Raw genomic sequence first — 15,018 nt, 5'->3', positions numbered from 1 at the left:
ACGCCCGCATGATCGAAACCATCCCCCTACCGGAGCCGAAAGACCAGCCCATGCGCCTGACCTGCCCCCGCTGCGCTGCCCAGTACGAGATCGCGGAATCCGCCATTCCCGCCTCGGGGCGCGAGGTCGAATGCTCGGCCTGCGGCCATGTCTGGCGCCAGCCCGGCGCGGGAAAATCCGCGCCGCCCGCCCCTGCTGCCGCCGCTGCCGCCGCCCCTGGCGCCTATGACCCGCAGGCGCGCCCGGTCCTGAACCGGCCGCTGGACGAATCGGTGCTGGCCATCCTGCGCGAGGAAGCTGCGCGCGAGTTGCGCGCCCGCGAGGCGCCGGCACGAAAATCCAGCCCCGATCACATTCCCGCGACGACCCCGGCAGCGGCACAGGAGGCGGCACAGGACGCGGCACAGCCTGCCGCAGGCGAACGCCGCGCCAAGGCCGAGCCACCGATCGACTGGCCTGCCGTCACCGTGACCGAAACCGGCAGCGCCGCGGCGCCTGCCGAACCCGTCGCCGGCAAGGAGGCCCCCGCCAACCCGCAAATGCCGCCTGTGCCCCAGCAGGAAAGCCCGGCCGCGGAAGCCCCTGCCGCCAGGCCCGCGTCCCCGGACCGGCCCGAGCCGGTCGCCCCCGCCCTGCCCGATGCCGAGGAACTGGCCGCGACCCTGACCCGCACCGGCCCGCCACGGCCCGACGCGGCCATCACGGCCGAGGAGCCGCCCCCGGCCGTCGCGCCGCTGATCCGTCCGGCCTTGCCGGAAATCCCGGCCGCGGCTACGCCGCCAGCGACCGCCGCGGCGACCGTCCCGCGCGAGGCGCCGGTCCCCGCCCTGGTGCCGGTGCGCCGACAGCGCGGCGGCTATGGCATGGGCTTCGGCCTTGCCGCGATGCTGGCGCTGGGGGCGGTGATCCTCTATGTGCTGGCTCCCCAGATCCCGGCCGAGGAAGGCGGCGGCTGGCTCGCCGACTGGCGCCAGCAGGTCGACCAGGCCCGGCTCTGGCTCCACGACCGCCTCCTGGATCGATAGGGGCTTCGCCGAACCGAACGGCCCCGCCGCAAGGGCCGGCAGCGCGTCTTCAGAAATTCTCCAGCAGCCGCCCCAGGTAGTCGCGCTCGTCGCGCGGCCGTTCGCGTTCGCCGCTGCGCCGCCGGATCTCGTCCTGCAATTCGCGGGCCTTGCGCGAGGGATCCCCCCCCTCGGCCAGGGGATCGCCCGAAGTGATCGAGCCGCCGTCGCCCGACAGCGCCCGTCCCAGCGGATCGGTCTGCGGCTGGCGGTCATAGGGCTGCGCCAGCCCGCGCCGCCCGCGCGGATCGCCCGAGGGCCCTTCGGGGCCGTCCTGCTGCCCGCCTTGCTGCGGCTGGCCGTCCTGGCCCTGCTGCCGGTCCTGCGCCATCATGTCGCCAAGCGCCCGCATTCCCTCGCGCATGGACTGGATCGCCTGGGCCTGGCGCTCCATCGCGCCGGCCGCATCGCCCTCGCGCAGCGCCTGTTCGGCATCCTCCATGGCGCGGCCGGCCTCGTCCAACTGGCGCCGCGCCTCCTCGCCCTGCGGGGTGCCGCGGCCGGGCAGCAGACCGCGCTGGCGGCCCAGATCCTCGCGCAATTCGCGCTGGCGGTCGGCAAGCTGCTGGTTGTCCTGGCTGCCCTGCCCCTCCTCCTCGCCCGGCTGCCATTGGCCGAACCGATCCTGCATCTGGCGCATGGCCTCGTCGGCCAGCTTCTGCTGGTCGCGCAGGGTCTCGGCCAGCCTGTTCATCGGCCGCTGGCGGCCGCCCTCGCCGCCTTCGGATTGCGTCACCCGCATGTTCTGCATCATGCGGTTGAACTGCTCCAGCAATTCCTGGGCCTCGGCCATGCGGCCCTCGTTCATCAGGCGCTGGATCTCGTCCATCATCTGCTGGATCTGGTCGCCGGTGATCTGCTGGCGGTCCCGGGCCGAGCGGTCGAAGCGCTCGGCCGGATCCTCGCCCTGCTGCTGGGCCAGCATGTCCAGGTAATCGTCTGTGGCCTGCTTCAACTCGTCCATCAGGCGCTGGATCTCGTCGGGGCTGGCGCCGTTGCGGATCGCCTCGCTCAGCCGCTCCTGCGCCTGGCTCATCCGTTCCAGCGCATCGGCCAGCCCGCCATCCTCCAGCGCCACGGCGGCATCCCACAGCTGCTGCGCCAGCTTGTTGCGCGCCTCCTCGCCCAGGTTGCCGGATTCCAGCGTGCCGATGGCGCCGCGCAGACCGCGATAAAGCTCCTCCTCCATGAAACCCTCGGGCTGCCAGCTCGCCGCGCGCAGGATCTGGGCGCTGCGGGCGGCATTGTCGCGCGACCACAGCAGGTCGCGCCGCACCTCGATCAGCGCCGCCGCCAGCGGATCGAAGAAGCGCCGCCCCGGCAGGACCATGCGCATGGGGGCCGAGACGCCCTGCTGCTCGATCCCGTCCTCGACCTTCAGCGAAACCGTCACCGGCAGATTGGCCCAGGGGTGGCGCGCCAGGTCGCCCACCAGCCGGCCGCGGATCTGCTTGCGGCTGCCGGTCGCGGGCAGCGGCAGCACCAGTTCCACCGCCTCGCGCGGCTCGGGCTCCGGGGCCAGGCCAAAGCGGCGGTCCACCGCATCCAGGTCCAGCACGATGACCGCCTGGCCCGCCGCGATGCCGTTGTCGTCGCTGGCGGTGAATTCCTGCACCAGCCGACCGTCGGCACGCCGCTCGGGCGCCTTGCCGGGCGCCACGACCGGCACCGCATCGGGCAGCACCGTCACGTCGAAGCGCCGCCCGGCGACCTCGATCATCCCGTCGCGCTCGGCCATGAACTCCGGCGTGGCAGGCTCGCCGCCCGGCACCGCCGCGCCGATGTCCTGCGCGATCTCGGCGCCCTCGCCGTAAAGCCGGAAGCTCAGCTTCGAGCCCTTGGGCAGTTCCAGCCCCTGCCCCTCGGGCAGGGCGTTCAGATACAGCGTCGGGCGTCGGGTATAGGTGGGGGGCTCGGCCCAGCCCTCCCATGACGGGCCGGCCTCGGCGCCAGGCCGCGCCTCGGGCAGGGGCCGGAAGGTCGCGCCCAGGGCGGCAAGGCCCTGCCCCAGCTGCCCCGCCGGCGCAAAGACCAGCGCCATGACCAGCGCCACCACGCTGGCCAGCCGCAGGGCGGCCGGATCGCGCCAGCGCAGCCGTGCATCGGGCGGCACGGGGCGCGCCGCCGCCGCCGCCATCTGCATCCGCGCCAGATGCGCGCGCCACAACGCATCCGCACCCTCGTCCCCGGCCCCCAGGGCCAGGCGGTCGCGCAGGGCCGATAGCGGCCGCCCCGGCAGGGTCAGGTCGACCCGCACCCGCGCCGCCAGGGCCGAGGGTCGACGAAAGCGCCGCAGCCCCCGGCCGAAAGCCAGCACGGCGACCAGGGCCACCAGGCCCATCAGCCCCATCAGCGCCTGCGAGGAGAAAAGCTCGGCCGCGCCAAAGGCCAACGCCGCCAGGACCAGCGCCAGCAATACGCCCAGGGGCCAGAAGGCCGCGGCCAGCGCCTCCCACCACATGCCGGCACGGGTCAGTCCGACCGCCCATCCGATGCGGCGCGGTTCAGCCATGGCCGCTTCTTTCTTGGGCAAATATCCCACGGGGGTCCGGGGGTGTGAAACCCCCGGCGACCACGCAGCAGGAAGCGATACCTAAAGCCATTCCGGGATGGTATCGCGTCCCAGCATTTCCTCAAGCGTCGGTCGCGCCCGGATGACGGCGAATTGATCGCCGCTGACCAGGACCTCGGGCACCAAGGGCCGCGAATTGTATTCCGAGGCCATCACCGCCCCATAGGCCCCGGCCGAGCGCAGCGCCACCAGGTCGCCGGGCCCCAGCACCGGCAGATCGACCGCCTTCTGGAAGGTGTCGCCGGTCTCGCAGACCGGGCCGACCACGTCATGGGGCGCGGCCTCCGCCCCCGGCGCCGGCTCGCGCACCGGGACGATGTCGTGATGGGCCGAATACATCGCCGGCCGGATCAGGTCGTTCATGGCGGCGTCGAGGATCAGGAAATCCCGCCCCTCGCCCTGTTTCAGGTAGATCACCGAGGCCAGCAGGATGCCCGCATTGCCGGCGATGTTGCGCCCCGGTTCGATCTCGATCTCGCAGCCCAGGTCGCCCACGGCGTCGCGGATCACCTGGCCGTATTCGATCGGCAGGGGCGGCGCGTTGTTGTCGCGCCGGTAAGGGATGCCCAGGCCGCCGCCCATGTCGAGCCGGGTGATGGCATGGCCGTCGGCGCGCAGCGCGCGGGTCAGCTCGGCCATCTTGGCATAGGCCTGGCGATAGGGCTCCAGGTCGGTCAGCTGGCTGCCGATATGCATGTCGATGCCGACCACCCGGATGCCGGGCAGGCGCGCGGCATGGGCATAGACCTCGCGCGCCCGCGCGATGGGGATGCCGAACTTGTTTTCCGACTTGCCGGTGGCGATCTTCTCATGCGTCCTGGCATCCACGTCCGGGTTCACCCGCACGGCGATCGGCGCCTCGACGCCCATCGAGGTGGCGACGCGCGACAGCAATTCCAGCTCCGGCTCGGATTCGACGTTGAACTGGCGGACGCCGCCTTCCAGCGCCATGCGCATCTCGGATTCAAGCTTGCCGACGCCGGAGAACACGATTCGCTCGCCCGGCACACCTGCCGCCCTGGCCCGCGCATATTCCCCGGCCGAGACGATGTCCATGCCCGCGCCCAGGTCGCCCAGAAGCTTCAGCACGGCGATGTTCGAATTCGCCTTGACCGCAAAGCAGACCAGGTGGTCGGTCCAATCCAGCGCCTGCTGGAACAGCTTGAAATGCCGGGTCAGCGTCGCAGTGGAATAGACATAGACCGGGGTGCCGACCTCGGCCGCGATGCGGGCCAGCGGCACCTCCTCGGCATGCAGCCAGCCATCGACATAGTTGAAGTGATCCATCAGGTGATCCTGCGAGAGCGGATGAACAGATAAAGCGGCAGCGCAAAGCCGATCCCCAGCGCCAGCGCCGGCAGCGTCAGCAGCGCCGCCCAGTTGCGGCGCTGCATGGTCTCGACCAGGCACCACAGCGCCAGCGTTGCGTGTGCCACCAGCTCGGACCCGCCCGCGCCCTGCCACGACGCCTCGCCCCGCCACAGCGCCGCCACCAGGCCGGCCAGCGCAAGCGCGGCCCAGGCCAGCCGCAGCGGCGTCAGCTCAGAGCTGCGTGACGACACCGAAACGCGCCTCTCCGCTGATATGCACGCCGGGTTCCGGCACGGTTTCGCGGGCGGGCTCGGGACGGGTCGGGGCGCCGTCGACGCCGCAAGCGGCCAGGCTTGCCAGGATCAGCGCGAAAGCGGCCAAAAGCAGATGCTGCGTCATGCGGATTTCTCCTCCAGTTTCTCTTTCCAGCGGGCGATCTGGGCGCGCACCTGCCGGGGTGCGGTGCCGCCATAGGACATGCGCGAGGCGACCGAGTTATGCACGCCCAGCACGTTATAGACATCCGCGGTGATCGCGGGGTTGACCGATTGCATCTGCTCAAGCGTCAGCTCCGGCAGGTCGATGCCGGCCTGCTCGGCCATGGCGACCAGCGCGCCGGTCGCGTGATGGGCGTCGCGGAAGGGCAGCCCGGCCTCGCGCACCAGCCAGTCGGCCAGGTCGGTCGCGGTGGAAAAGCCCGAGCCCGCCGCCGCCTCCAGCCGCTCGCGGTTCGCCGTCAGGTCCGACAGCATCCCGGTCATCGCCGCCAAGGCCAGCATCAGGTTGTCCGCGGCATCGAAGACCTGCTCCTTGTCCTCCTGCATGTCCTTGGAATAGGCCAAGGGCAGGCCCTTCATCACCACGAACAGCGCCACGGCCGCCCCAAGGATGCGGCCGATCTTGGCCCGGATCAGCTCGGCCGCGTCGGGGTTCTTCTTCTGCGGCATGATCGACGAGCCGGTCGAGAAGCGGTCCGACATGGTGACGAAACGGAACTGCGCCGAGGACCAGATCACCAGCTCCTCGGCCAGCCGCGACAGGTGGACGGCGCAGATCGCGGCCGAGGACAGGAACTCCAGCGCGAAATCCCGGTCGCTGACCGCGTCCAGGCTGTTGGCCATCGGCCGGTCGAAGCCAAGCGCGCGCGCCGTCGCCTCGCGGTCGATGGGAAAGCCGGTGCCGGCCAGGGCGGCGGCGCCCAGGGGCGATTCGTTCATGCGCTTGCGCGCGTCCCGGAAACGCGACAGGTCGCGGCCGAACATCTCGACATAGGCCATCATGTGATGGCCCCAGGTGACCGGCTGCGCCGTCTGCAGATGGGTAAAGCCGGGCATGACCCAATCCGCGCCCCGCTCGGCCTGCGACAGGGCGACGCGGATCAGCGCATCGAGCCCCTGGATGGCCGCATCGCATTGGTCGCGCACCCAGAGCCGGAAATCGGTCGCCACCTGGTCGTTGCGGCTCCGCGCCGTGTGCAGCCGCCCCGCCGGCTCGCCGATGATCTCCTTGAGCCGCGATTCCACGTTCATGTGGATATCTTCCAGCGCGGTCGAGAAGGGGAAGTCGCCCGCCTCGATCTCTGACAAGACCGTGAGCAGCCCTTCCCCGATCGCCTCGGCATCGCTAGTGCTGATGATGCCTTGTGCCGCAAGCATCGCGGCATGGGCGCGGCTGCCCCGGATGTCCTGGGCATAGAGCCGCCGGTCGAAGCCGATCGAGGCGTTGATCGCCTCCATGATCGCGTCCGGGCCTGCGGCGAAACGTCCGCCCCACATCTGGTTGGCGGTGGTGGGCTGCTCGGTCATGACTTGTCCTTCGGGGGGTGGAATGCGTTGGCTGGTTCTTTATACGGCGCTGCTGATCGGTGCAAATGCGGGTTTCGGCCCGGCATTTGCCGGCGAAATCGACTGGCAGGCCGCCCGTGACGGCGGGCTTGCCAAGCTGGCGCCCACCGATCCGACCCCGGTGCCCGCAACCGGCTTCACCGACCCCGAGGGCGGCACGCACAGCCTGGCCGACTGGCGGGGCAAGGTGGTGCTGCTGAATTTCTGGGCCACCTGGTGCGCCCCCTGCCGCGAGGAAATGCCCTCGCTCGACGCGCTTCAGGCCGAGATGGGCGGCGAGGATTTCGAGGTCCTGGCCATTGCCGCCGGCCACAACCCGCCGCCCGCGGTCAGGAAATTCCTGGACGAGGAAGGCATCACCCATCTGCCGGTGCATCTGGACCCGCGCCAGCAACTTGCGCGCGAAATGGGGGTGATGGGCATGCCGGTGACGGTGCTGATCGACCGCGACGGCAACGAGATCGCCCGGTTGATCGGCGGCGCCGACTGGTCCTCGGAGGCGGCCAAGGAACTGGTCAGGCAGGCGACAGCGCCTTGACGCGGGCATGGGCCGGGCAATGGGTCATGTGGTCGTTGACCAGCCCGCAGGCCTGCATGAAGGCATAAGTGATCACCGGCCCGCAGAAGTTGAAGCCACGCTTTTTCAATGCCTTGGCCATGGCCTCGGATTCCGCGGTCTTGACGGGAACCTGGCTCATGGCGGTGAAATGGTTCTGGATCGGCCGACCGCCGACGAAGGACCAGATGAAGGGCGAGAACCCCTCGCCCGCCTCGATCTCCAGGAACAGCCGGGCGCCCCGGACGGCGGCCTCGATCTTGCCACGATGGCGGATGATGCCGGGGTTTTGCAGGGCGCGCGTGATCTGCGGCTCGCCCCAGGCGGCGACGCGCTCGGGGTCGAAGCCCTCGAAGGTCTCGCGGAAGGCCTCGCGCTTGCGCAGGATGGTGATCCAGCTCAGCCCCGCCTGAAAACCGTCCAGCACCAGCTTTTCCCAAAGCGCGCGGGAATCGTATTCCGGCACGCCCCATTCATGGTCGTGATAGGCGACGTAAAGCGGGTCGGAGCCGCACCAGGCGCAGCGTTCGGACAGGTCGGGCAAGGATCCGTTAACCTCGAGTCGAGAATGCGGCTTCAGTTTACGCGATCTTAGGAGATGATCGCCAGAGTGCCGTGGATGACAGGAGTCTTGGCATGACCGACAAAATCGATTCGCGACTGGAAATGGGCTCTCCGCTGGATTTCGCCGTGGACCGGCAGGCGCGGGTGACAATGGCGACGGTGCGGCGGGCGGTCTCGCGCGGCGACGCCGTCCTGGCCTATCAGCCGGTGGTGCAGGCGGATCGCACCGACCACGCAGCCTTCCACGAGGGGCTGATCCGAATCATCGATGAAACCGGGCGCATCGTGCCGCTGCGCGATTTCCTGCCGCTGGCCGAAACCACGGAACTGGGACGGCAGATCGACTGCCTGTCGCTGTCGCTGGGGCTGAAATCCCTGGCCGAAGCGCCCTCGCTCAGGCTTTCGATCAACATGTCGGCGCGCTCCATCGGCTATCCGGCCTGGCTGCGCACCCTGCGCAAGGGCATCGCCGGGGATGTCAGCATCGCCGAGCGGCTGATCCTCGAGATCACCGAAAGCTCGGCCATGGGCATGCCCGAGCTGGTCGAACAATTCATGCAGGAGTTGCAGGCCCAGGGCGTCAGCTTCGCGCTGGACGATTTCGGCGCCGGCTATACCTCGTTCCGCTACCTGCGGGATTTCTGCTTCGACATGGTCAAGATCGACGGACAGTTCGTCCGCGATATCGCCACGCAGCGCGACAACCAGGTGCTGGCGCGGGCACTGCAATCCATTGCCCGGCATTTCGACATGTTCACCGTCGCGGAATCGGTCGAGACGGCCGAGGACGCGGCCTTCCTGATCGACATGGGCATAGACTGCCTGCAGGGCTATTATTTCGGCGCCCCGACCATCGTGCCGCCCTGGAAATCGCCCAGCACCGCCGCCCGGCGCAGCTGAACCCGATTCACCCTGCGGTAGAAATGCCCGCCGCCGCCATGGTGACCGGCGGCGCCCTGGCCCGCGGTCCAGAGCGATGGCGGACGATTTCCCGACCGACCGGCCGGCCGGCGCGGATCGGCCTGGCAGGCGTCACGACCACGCGGCTTGCCGGCCTGCGCGAACGGGCGCCCAAGCCTCGCGGCCATGCCGCCTATTGGCAGCAGCACAGCATCAAGTCCGCTTGACCTCGGGTAACGAAACGGCAAACAGTCTTCCTGTAACCGAATATTTTCGGCCATCTGGGAAGGAGCCCGTCATGACCAAAGCCGTAATCGTTTCCGCTGCCCGCACCCCCGTCGGCAGCTTTCTGGGATCCTTTGCGAACCTGCCGGCGCATGAGCTTGGCGCCATCGTCCTGAAAGCGGTCGTCGAGCGCGCCGGAATCGATCCTTCCGAAGTGTCCGAAACCATCCTGGGCCAGGTGCTGACCGCCGCCCAGGGCCAGAACCCCGCCCGCCAGGCGCATATCAAGGCCGGCTTCCCGCGGGAATCGGCGGCCTGGGTCATCAACCAGGTCTGCGGCTCGGGTCTGCGTACGGTGGCGCTGGCGGCGCAGCAGGTTCTGCTGGGCGACGCCAGGATCGTCGTGGCCGGCGGCCAGGAATCCATGTCGCTGGCACCCCATGCCGCCTATATCCGCGCCGGGCAGAAGATGGGCGACATGAAGATGCTCGACACCATGATCAAGGACGGGCTCTGGGACGCCTTCAACGATTACCACATGGGCACCACGGCCGAAAACGTCGCCGGCAAATGGGAAATCTCGCGGGCCGAGCAGGACCAGTTCGCCGTCGCCTCGCAGAACAAGGCCGAGGCTGCGCAGAAGGCCGGCAAGTTCGCCGACGAGATCGTGCCCGTGACCATCAAGTCCCGCAAGGGCGAGACGGTGGTCGATGCCGATGAATACATCCGCCACGGCGCCACGCTGGAGGCAATGGAGAAGCTGCGCCCCGCCTTTAGCAAGGAGGGGACGGTGACGGCCGGCAATGCCTCGGGCCTGAACGACGGCGCCGCCGCCGTGCTGGTCATGACCGAGGACGAGGCCGCTCGCCGCGGCCTGACGCCGCTGGCCCGCATCGCCTCCTATGCGACCGCCGGTGTGGACCCGCAGATCATGGGCACCGGCCCGATCCCCGCCAGCCGCAAGGCGCTGGAAAAGGCCGGCTGGTCGGTCGGCGACCTGGACCTGGTCGAGGCGAACGAGGCCTTCGCTGCCCAGGCCATCGCCGTGAACCGCGACATGGGCTGGGATCCCTCGATCGTGAACGTGAACGGCGGCGCCATCGCCATCGGCCATCCCATCGGCGCCTCGGGCTGCCGCATCCTGAACACGCTGCTGTTCGAAATGCAGCGCCGCGACGCGAAAAAGGGCCTGGCCACGCTGTGCATCGGCGGCGGCATGGGCGTCGCCCTGTGCCTCGAGCGCCCCTGACCCGAAAAGGCGCGCGCAACTATCTTGCGCGCGCCGTGCCAGTTCGGTAACACAATTTCACGACCATTTTCAAAGGGGGACGAAAAATGGCAAAAGTGGCCCTTGTGACCGGCGGGTCGCGCGGCATCGGCGCGGCAATCTCGAAGGCGCTGAAGGAGGCCGGCTATACGGTCGCGGCGAATTACGCCGGCAATGACGATGCCGCCCGCGCCTTTACCGAGGAAACCGGCATCAAGACCTACAAATGGTCGGTGGCGGATTACGACGCCTGCGCGGCGGGCATCAAGCAGGTGGAGGAGGAGCTTGGCCCCATCGCCGTGCTGGTCAACAATGCCGGCATCACCCGCGACGCGATGTTCCACAAGATGACCCCCCAGCAGTGGAAAGAGGTCATCGACACCAACCTGACGGGCCTGTTCAACATGACCCATCCGGTCTGGTCGGGCATGCGCGACCGCAAATACGGCCGTATCGTCAACATCAGCTCGATCAACGGCCAGAAGGGCCAGGCCGGCCAGGCGAACTATTCGGCGGCCAAGGCAGGCGACCTGGGCTTTACCAAGGCGCTGGCCCAGGAAGGCGCCCGTGCCGGCATCACCGTGAACGCGATCTGCCCCGGCTATATCGGCACCGAGATGGTCCGCGCCATCGACGAGAAGGTGCTGAACGAGCGCATCATCCCCCAGATCCCGGTCGGCCGCCTGGGCGAGCCCGAGGAAATCGCGCGCTGCGTGGTCTTCCTGGCTTCCGAGGATGCCGGTTTCATCACCGGCTCGACCATCAGCGCCAATGGCGGCCAGTTCTTCGTCTGAGCCGGCTCCCCCGACAGGCAACGGCCCGCGAGATGTCGCGGGCCGTTTCTCATTCCATGGTCCTAGCCTTCGGGCGGGCACGGGCCCGCCCGCGCCGCAGGTCAATGCGACAGGCGCGTGATCTCTTCCTTGAGGCGAAGTTTTTCCTTCTTCATCCGGGCGATGGTGAGGTCATCCGTGCCGGGGCTGCGATGCGCGGCCTCGATGGCGTTCGAAAGTGACTGATGTTTGCGGCGAAGCTCCTGCACATGGGATTCAACCGACATTCCGTCCTCCTCTTGGATTGATCGAACCAAGGGATTGCAGCATAGAATCGTCACATTGTCACCGAAAATTCGGCCCGCCGAGCGAAAGTGCCGCACCCTCGCGCAAAACCGCCTGTGCGGCCCCGGTCAGGTCTTCTTCATCGGCCGAATGTAACGGTTTTGCATGCATGACAAAGGGCGACAGCAGGCGCAGCGGCGCCCGCGCGCCCTTGCGCGCGGCGACGATGATCCGCCCCGCTTCGCGCCCCTCGCGCGCCGCGACCGGCAGGATCGTGATCGCCCCGGCCGCGGCCGAAAGCGCGGCCAGGATCTCGGCCAGCCGCTCGCTGCGCTGGATCAGCGTCAGCCAGCCGCCCGGCCGCAACCGGCGCAGCCCGGCCTCGATCCACAGCGGCAGGGGCGTGGCCTCGTGCCGGGCGCGGCCGCGGCCGGCATCGGGCGCCGGCGGGCCGCCGGTGAAATAGGGCGGGTTGGCGATCACATGGTCGAAGCTTTGGCCGCGCAGGGCGGCAGGCATCCGGGCCAGGTCGCCCTCATGCAGCTCGGCCGGAATGGCATTGGCCGCGGCATTGCGTCGCGCCAGCTCGGCATAAGCCGGCTGGAGTTCCAGCCCGGCCAGCCGCAGGCCCGGCACCCGCGCGCCCAGGCACAACAGCGCCGCCCCTGCCCCGCAGCCCAGTTCCAGCACGCTGTCGCCGGGTCGCGCCGGGCAGGCCGCCGCCAGCATCACCGCATCCGCCCCGGCGCGATAGCCCTGCGCGGGCTGGGCAATGCGCAGCCGGCCGCCGAGGAATCCGTCCTCGCGCAGTTCAGTCATGATGGATGCGATTGTCCCGCAGGATGGCGCGCGCCATGAACAGGTCGCGATCCGCCACCATCAGCCGCCGCGGCAGGATGCCCAGCGAACCTTCCAGCACGCTCATGTGCTGGTCCAGCGGAAAGGCATGGATCCCCTCGGCCGCCAGCAGGTCGGCGGCGCGGGTGATGAGAAGTGGATCGGTGGTGCGCAGAAGCTCTTTCATGACACAGCAAAGTTACGCGGCTGTTGCGCATGTGTCCATGGCGTGGCAATGGCTGGCAGCGAAAGGGGATCGCTGATGGGCATGAACGAAAACGTCTCCAAGCCGCTCGACCGGCTCTCCGTGGAACTGGCCGGGGATATGGGCCGGGTCAATGCGCTGATCCGCGAACGCATGGCCAGCCGCCACGCCCCCCGCATTCCGGAAGTGACCGCGCATCTGGTCGAGGCCGGCGGCAAGCGGCTGCGGCCGATGCTGGTGCTGGCGGCCGCGCGGCTGTGCGGCTATGGCGGCGACAGCCATGTGCTGCTGGCCGCGGCGGTCGAGTTCATCCATACCGCAACGCTTCTGCATGACGACGTGGTCGACGAAAGCCGGCAGCGGCGCGGCCGGCCGACGGCCAACCTGCTGTGGGACAACAAGTCCAGCGTGCTGGTCGGCGATTACCTGTTCGCGCGCAGCTTCCAGCTGATGGCGGATACGGAGAGCATGCAGGTCATGCGCATCCTGGCCAATGCCAGCGCCACCATCGCCGAGGGCGAGGTGCTGCAGCTGACCGCCGCGCAGGACGTCTCGACCACCGAGGACACCTATATCCAGATCGTGCGCGGCAAGACAGCGGCGCTGTTTTCCGCCGCGACCGAGGCAGGCGCGGTGGTGGCCGGCGCCGACCCGGCGGTGCAGCGGGCGCTGTTCGATTACGGCGATGCGCTGGGGATCGCCTTCCAGATCGTCGACGACCTCTTGGATTACGGCGGCTCGACCACCACGATCGGCAAGAATGTCGGCGACGATTTCCGCGAGCGCAAGCTGACTCTGCCGGTGATCAAGGCCATCGCCCGCGCCGACGAGGCCGAGCGCGCCTTCTGGGAACGCACCATCGGCCAGGGCCGGCAGGACGAGGCCGACCTGGCCACTGCGCTGGAGATCCTGCGCCGCCGCGAGGCGCTGGAGGCCGCCCGCGCCGATGCCATCGCCTGGGCCGGCCGCGCCAAGGCGGCGCTGCAAGCCGCGCCCGACCAGCCCCTGCGCCGCATCCTGGCGGACTTGGCGGATTTCGTGGTCTCGCGCCTGTCCTGACCATCAAGCCCCGCGCCGACGAAAAAGCCCGGCAAGAAGCCGGGCTTTTCCTTTTGCCTGAAGCCCTGCCTCAGCTGTTATAGGCGTTCTCGCCATGGGTGGTGACATCGAGGCCCTGCCGCTCGTCGCCGCCCGAGACGCGCAGGCCGATCACCGCCTTAACGATCATCAGCGCGATGAACGAGACCACGGCCGACCAGACCACCGCCACGGTCACGCCCAACGTCTGGGTCATCACCTGGCCGGCGATGTCATAGCCGGCCACGACCGATTCGGTGGCATAGTCGTAGATGCCCGAGCCGCCCAGCGACGGCGCGGCGAAGACGCCAGTCAGGATGGCGCCGACGATGCCGCCGATACCGTGGATGCCGAACACGTCCAGGCTTTCGTCCACGCCCAGCTTCGCCTTCAGGCTGACGACGAACCACATGCACAGGAAGCCCGCGGCCAGGCCGATGACGATGGCGCCCATCGGGCCGACGAAGCCGGCGGCGGGGGTGATGCCGACGAGGCCGGCGATGGCACCCGAGACCCCGCCCAGAAGCGAGGGGTGGCCGCGCAGCAGCCATTCGCCGAAGGCCCAGGCCAGCGCGGCGGCGGCGGTGGCGACGGTGGTGTTCAGGATCGCCATGGCGGCGGTGCCGGTGGCCTCCATGTTCGAGCCGGCGTTGAAGCCGAACCAGCCGATCCACAGCAGGCAGCCGCCCAGGAAGGTAAAGGGCAGGTTGTGCGGCGCCATCAACTCCTTGCCGTAGCCCAGCCGCGGCCCGACGACCAGCGCCGCCACCAGCCCGGCGACGCCGGCGTTGATGTGGATGACCGTGCCGCCGGCGAAGTCCAGGTCGCCATGGCCGAACAGGAAGCCGCCCGGCGCGTCATAGGCCGAGGGCCCGCCCCACCACCAGACCATATGCGCCATGGGCAGGTAGGAGAAGAAGAACCAGATCACCACGAAGGCCAGCACGGCCGCGAATTTCATCCTCTCGACCGTGGCGCCGACGATCAGCGCCGGCGCGATGCAGGCGAAGGCCATCTGGAAGATGATGAAGACATATTCCGGCACATAGACATTGGTGGTGAAGGTCTCGGCAAGGGACGCGCTGTCCACCCCCGCCAGGAACGCCTTGGAGAGGCCGCCGATGAAGGGCGTGAGCCAGGTCGCCTCCTCGGCCGAGCCGGCGCCGGTGAAGGCCAGCGAATAGCCGAAACAGACCCACAGGATCGACATGATGCAGAAGATGGTGAAGACCTGCATCAGCACCGAGAGCATGTTCTTGGCCCGCACCAGCCCGCCATAGAACAGCGCCAGCCCCGGAATGGACATGGCCATGACCAGGATGGCCGAAATCATCATCCAGGTCGTGTCGCCCTTGTCGACGATGGGCGCCAGGGTCTCGACGACGGTTTCGACGGTCGCCGCCGGGGCCTCGGCATCCTGCGCCAGGGCCGGCACCGCCAGCCCGATCAGCGGGAGGGCGAGCGCCGGGATCATGGGTTTGATCGCGGTAGGTCTCATCATGTTTCCTGCACCTTCTTTCTGCGTTGCAGCAGTTCCA

General features: G+C 68.9%; 16 protein-coding genes. 6 read left to right on the top strand and 10 right to left on the bottom strand.

All coding sequences use genetic code 11. From position 1 onward, the window contains the following. Positions 1-50 precede the first annotated feature (50 nt). Positions 51-1,025 (top strand): zinc-ribbon domain-containing protein, encoded by a 975-nt coding sequence (locus ACNKFW_RS04990; protein ID WP_167521783.1) that lies wholly within the window; start codon positions 51-53, stop codon positions 1,023-1,025. Positions 1,026-1,074: 49 nt separating this feature from the next. On the opposite strand, the gene ACNKFW_RS04985 is transcribed toward ACNKFW_RS04990, so the two are convergent. From ACNKFW_RS04985 to argH, 5 genes are all read right to left on the bottom strand, one after another. Further along, entirely contained in the window at positions 1,075-3,576 is a 2,502-nt protein-coding gene (locus ACNKFW_RS04985) for a DUF4175 domain-containing protein (RefSeq protein ID WP_418024782.1), read from the bottom strand. An 81-nt stretch (positions 3,577-3,657) separates the two neighbouring features. Then, complete coding sequence (gene lysA / locus ACNKFW_RS04980; RefSeq protein ID WP_147427739.1) at positions 3,658-4,923, bottom strand: diaminopimelate decarboxylase; 1,266 nt, start codon at positions 4,921-4,923, stop codon at positions 3,658-3,660. Next, the gene (locus tag ACNKFW_RS04975) at positions 4,923-5,198 is read right to left on the bottom strand and encodes a DUF2834 domain-containing protein (protein ID WP_147427738.1); all 276 of its coding nucleotides are present in this window, start codon (positions 5,196-5,198) and stop codon (positions 4,923-4,925) included. The genes lysA and ACNKFW_RS04975 overlap by 1 nt, the downstream gene beginning before the upstream one ends. After that, positions 5,179-5,346, bottom strand: a complete 168-nt coding sequence (locus ACNKFW_RS04970) for a hypothetical protein (RefSeq protein WP_024845034.1) — start codon at positions 5,344-5,346, stop codon at positions 5,179-5,181. Before ACNKFW_RS04970 ends, ACNKFW_RS04975 begins: the two co-directional genes overlap by 20 nt. Next, positions 5,343-6,752, bottom strand: coding sequence for an argininosuccinate lyase (gene argH / locus ACNKFW_RS04965; RefSeq protein WP_024845035.1), 1,410 nt, complete (start codon positions 6,750-6,752; stop codon positions 5,343-5,345). Before argH ends, ACNKFW_RS04970 begins: the two co-directional genes overlap by 4 nt. 22 nt (positions 6,753-6,774) lie before the next feature. Between argH and ACNKFW_RS04960 the strand changes: the two genes are divergently transcribed. Continuing rightward, positions 6,775-7,329: a TlpA disulfide reductase family protein gene (locus ACNKFW_RS04960; RefSeq protein ID WP_024845036.1), complete on the top strand. Its 555-nt coding sequence runs from the start codon at positions 6,775-6,777 to the stop codon at positions 7,327-7,329. On the opposite strand, the gene ACNKFW_RS04955 is transcribed toward ACNKFW_RS04960, so the two are convergent. Further along, positions 7,307-7,891, bottom strand: a complete 585-nt coding sequence (locus ACNKFW_RS04955) for a DNA-3-methyladenine glycosylase I (protein ID WP_147427737.1) — start codon at positions 7,889-7,891, stop codon at positions 7,307-7,309. The genes ACNKFW_RS04960 and ACNKFW_RS04955 overlap by 23 nt on opposite strands. A 92-nt stretch (positions 7,892-7,983) precedes the next feature. Between ACNKFW_RS04955 and ACNKFW_RS04950 the strand changes: the two genes are divergently transcribed. From ACNKFW_RS04950 to ACNKFW_RS04940, 3 genes are all read left to right on the top strand, one after another. Next, complete coding sequence (locus ACNKFW_RS04950; protein ID WP_024845038.1) at positions 7,984-8,811, top strand: EAL domain-containing protein; 828 nt, start codon at positions 7,984-7,986, stop codon at positions 8,809-8,811. A 298-nt stretch (positions 8,812-9,109) separates the two neighbouring features. Continuing rightward, on the top strand, positions 9,110-10,285 hold the full coding sequence (locus ACNKFW_RS04945; RefSeq protein ID WP_024845040.1) for an acetyl-CoA C-acetyltransferase: 1,176 nt from the start codon (positions 9,110-9,112) through the stop codon (positions 10,283-10,285). A gap of 86 nt (positions 10,286-10,371) precedes the next feature. Continuing rightward, entirely contained in the window at positions 10,372-11,097 is a 726-nt protein-coding gene (locus tag ACNKFW_RS04940; protein ID WP_024845041.1) for a beta-ketoacyl-ACP reductase, read from the top strand. Between the two features lie 101 nt (positions 11,098-11,198). On the opposite strand, the gene ACNKFW_RS04935 is transcribed toward ACNKFW_RS04940, so the two are convergent. From ACNKFW_RS04935 to ACNKFW_RS04925, 3 genes are read right to left on the bottom strand one after another with little or no spacing between them, the layout of a single operon-like run. After that, the gene (locus tag ACNKFW_RS04935; protein WP_072461905.1) at positions 11,199-11,363 is read right to left on the bottom strand and encodes a YdcH family protein; all 165 of its coding nucleotides are present in this window, start codon (positions 11,361-11,363) and stop codon (positions 11,199-11,201) included. 58 nt (positions 11,364-11,421) lie between these two features. Next, on the bottom strand, positions 11,422-12,180 hold the full coding sequence (locus tag ACNKFW_RS04930) for a tRNA1(Val) (adenine(37)-N6)-methyltransferase (RefSeq protein WP_418024778.1): 759 nt from the start codon (positions 12,178-12,180) through the stop codon (positions 11,422-11,424). Next, positions 12,173-12,385, bottom strand: coding sequence for a DUF2007 domain-containing protein (locus tag ACNKFW_RS04925; protein ID WP_024845043.1), 213 nt, complete (start codon positions 12,383-12,385; stop codon positions 12,173-12,175). Before ACNKFW_RS04925 ends, ACNKFW_RS04930 begins: the two co-directional genes overlap by 8 nt. Before the next feature lie 75 nt (positions 12,386-12,460). Here ACNKFW_RS04925 and ACNKFW_RS04920 point away from each other — a divergent pair, with 75 nt between their 5' ends. Then, positions 12,461-13,462, top strand: coding sequence for a polyprenyl synthetase family protein (locus ACNKFW_RS04920; RefSeq protein WP_024845044.1), 1,002 nt, complete (start codon positions 12,461-12,463; stop codon positions 13,460-13,462). Positions 13,463-13,532: 70 nt separating this feature from the next. Here the strand turns inward: ACNKFW_RS04920 and ACNKFW_RS04915 are convergent, their stop codons facing one another. Then, positions 13,533-14,978 carry an ammonium transporter gene (locus tag ACNKFW_RS04915; RefSeq protein WP_197029443.1) on the bottom strand — a complete coding sequence of 482 codons (1,446 nt, stop codon included), beginning with the start codon at positions 14,976-14,978 and terminating at the stop codon, positions 13,533-13,535. Positions 14,979-15,018 lie beyond the last annotated feature (40 nt).

The organism is Paracoccus sp. TD-10 (assembly GCF_048270675.1).
Taxonomy (GTDB): domain Bacteria; phylum Pseudomonadota; class Alphaproteobacteria; order Rhodobacterales; family Rhodobacteraceae; genus Paracoccus; species Paracoccus pantotrophus.
This window is presented reverse-complemented; position numbering and strand designations above follow the sequence as displayed.

Coding starts and splice junctions, on each gene's coding strand:
- ACNKFW_RS04990 (WP_167521783.1), top strand. CDS start 51: ATGCGCCTGACCTGCCCCCGCTGCGCTGCCCAGTACGAGATCGCGGAA.
- ACNKFW_RS04985 (WP_418024782.1), bottom strand. CDS start 3,576: ATGGCTGAACCGCGCCGCATCGGATGGGCGGTCGGACTGACCCGTGCC.
- lysA (WP_147427739.1), bottom strand. CDS start 4,923: ATGGATCACTTCAACTATGTCGATGGCTGGCTGCATGCCGAGGAGGTG.
- ACNKFW_RS04970 (WP_024845034.1), bottom strand. CDS start 5,346: ATGACGCAGCATCTGCTTTTGGCCGCTTTCGCGCTGATCCTGGCAAGC.
- argH (WP_024845035.1), bottom strand. CDS start 6,752: ATGACCGAGCAGCCCACCACCGCCAACCAGATGTGGGGCGGACGTTTC.
- ACNKFW_RS04960 (WP_024845036.1), top strand. CDS start 6,775: ATGCGTTGGCTGGTTCTTTATACGGCGCTGCTGATCGGTGCAAATGCG.
- ACNKFW_RS04950 (WP_024845038.1), top strand. CDS start 7,984: ATGACCGACAAAATCGATTCGCGACTGGAAATGGGCTCTCCGCTGGAT.
- ACNKFW_RS04945 (WP_024845040.1), top strand. CDS start 9,110: ATGACCAAAGCCGTAATCGTTTCCGCTGCCCGCACCCCCGTCGGCAGC.
- ACNKFW_RS04940 (WP_024845041.1), top strand. CDS start 10,372: ATGGCAAAAGTGGCCCTTGTGACCGGCGGGTCGCGCGGCATCGGCGCG.
- ACNKFW_RS04935 (WP_072461905.1), bottom strand. CDS start 11,363: ATGTCGGTTGAATCCCATGTGCAGGAGCTTCGCCGCAAACATCAGTCA.
- ACNKFW_RS04930 (WP_418024778.1), bottom strand. CDS start 12,180: ATGACTGAACTGCGCGAGGACGGATTCCTCGGCGGCCGGCTGCGCATT.
- ACNKFW_RS04925 (WP_024845043.1), bottom strand. CDS start 12,385: ATGAAAGAGCTTCTGCGCACCACCGATCCACTTCTCATCACCCGCGCC.
- ACNKFW_RS04920 (WP_024845044.1), top strand. CDS start 12,461: ATGGGCATGAACGAAAACGTCTCCAAGCCGCTCGACCGGCTCTCCGTG.
- ACNKFW_RS04915 (WP_197029443.1), bottom strand. CDS start 14,978: ATGAGACCTACCGCGATCAAACCCATGATCCCGGCGCTCGCCCTCCCG.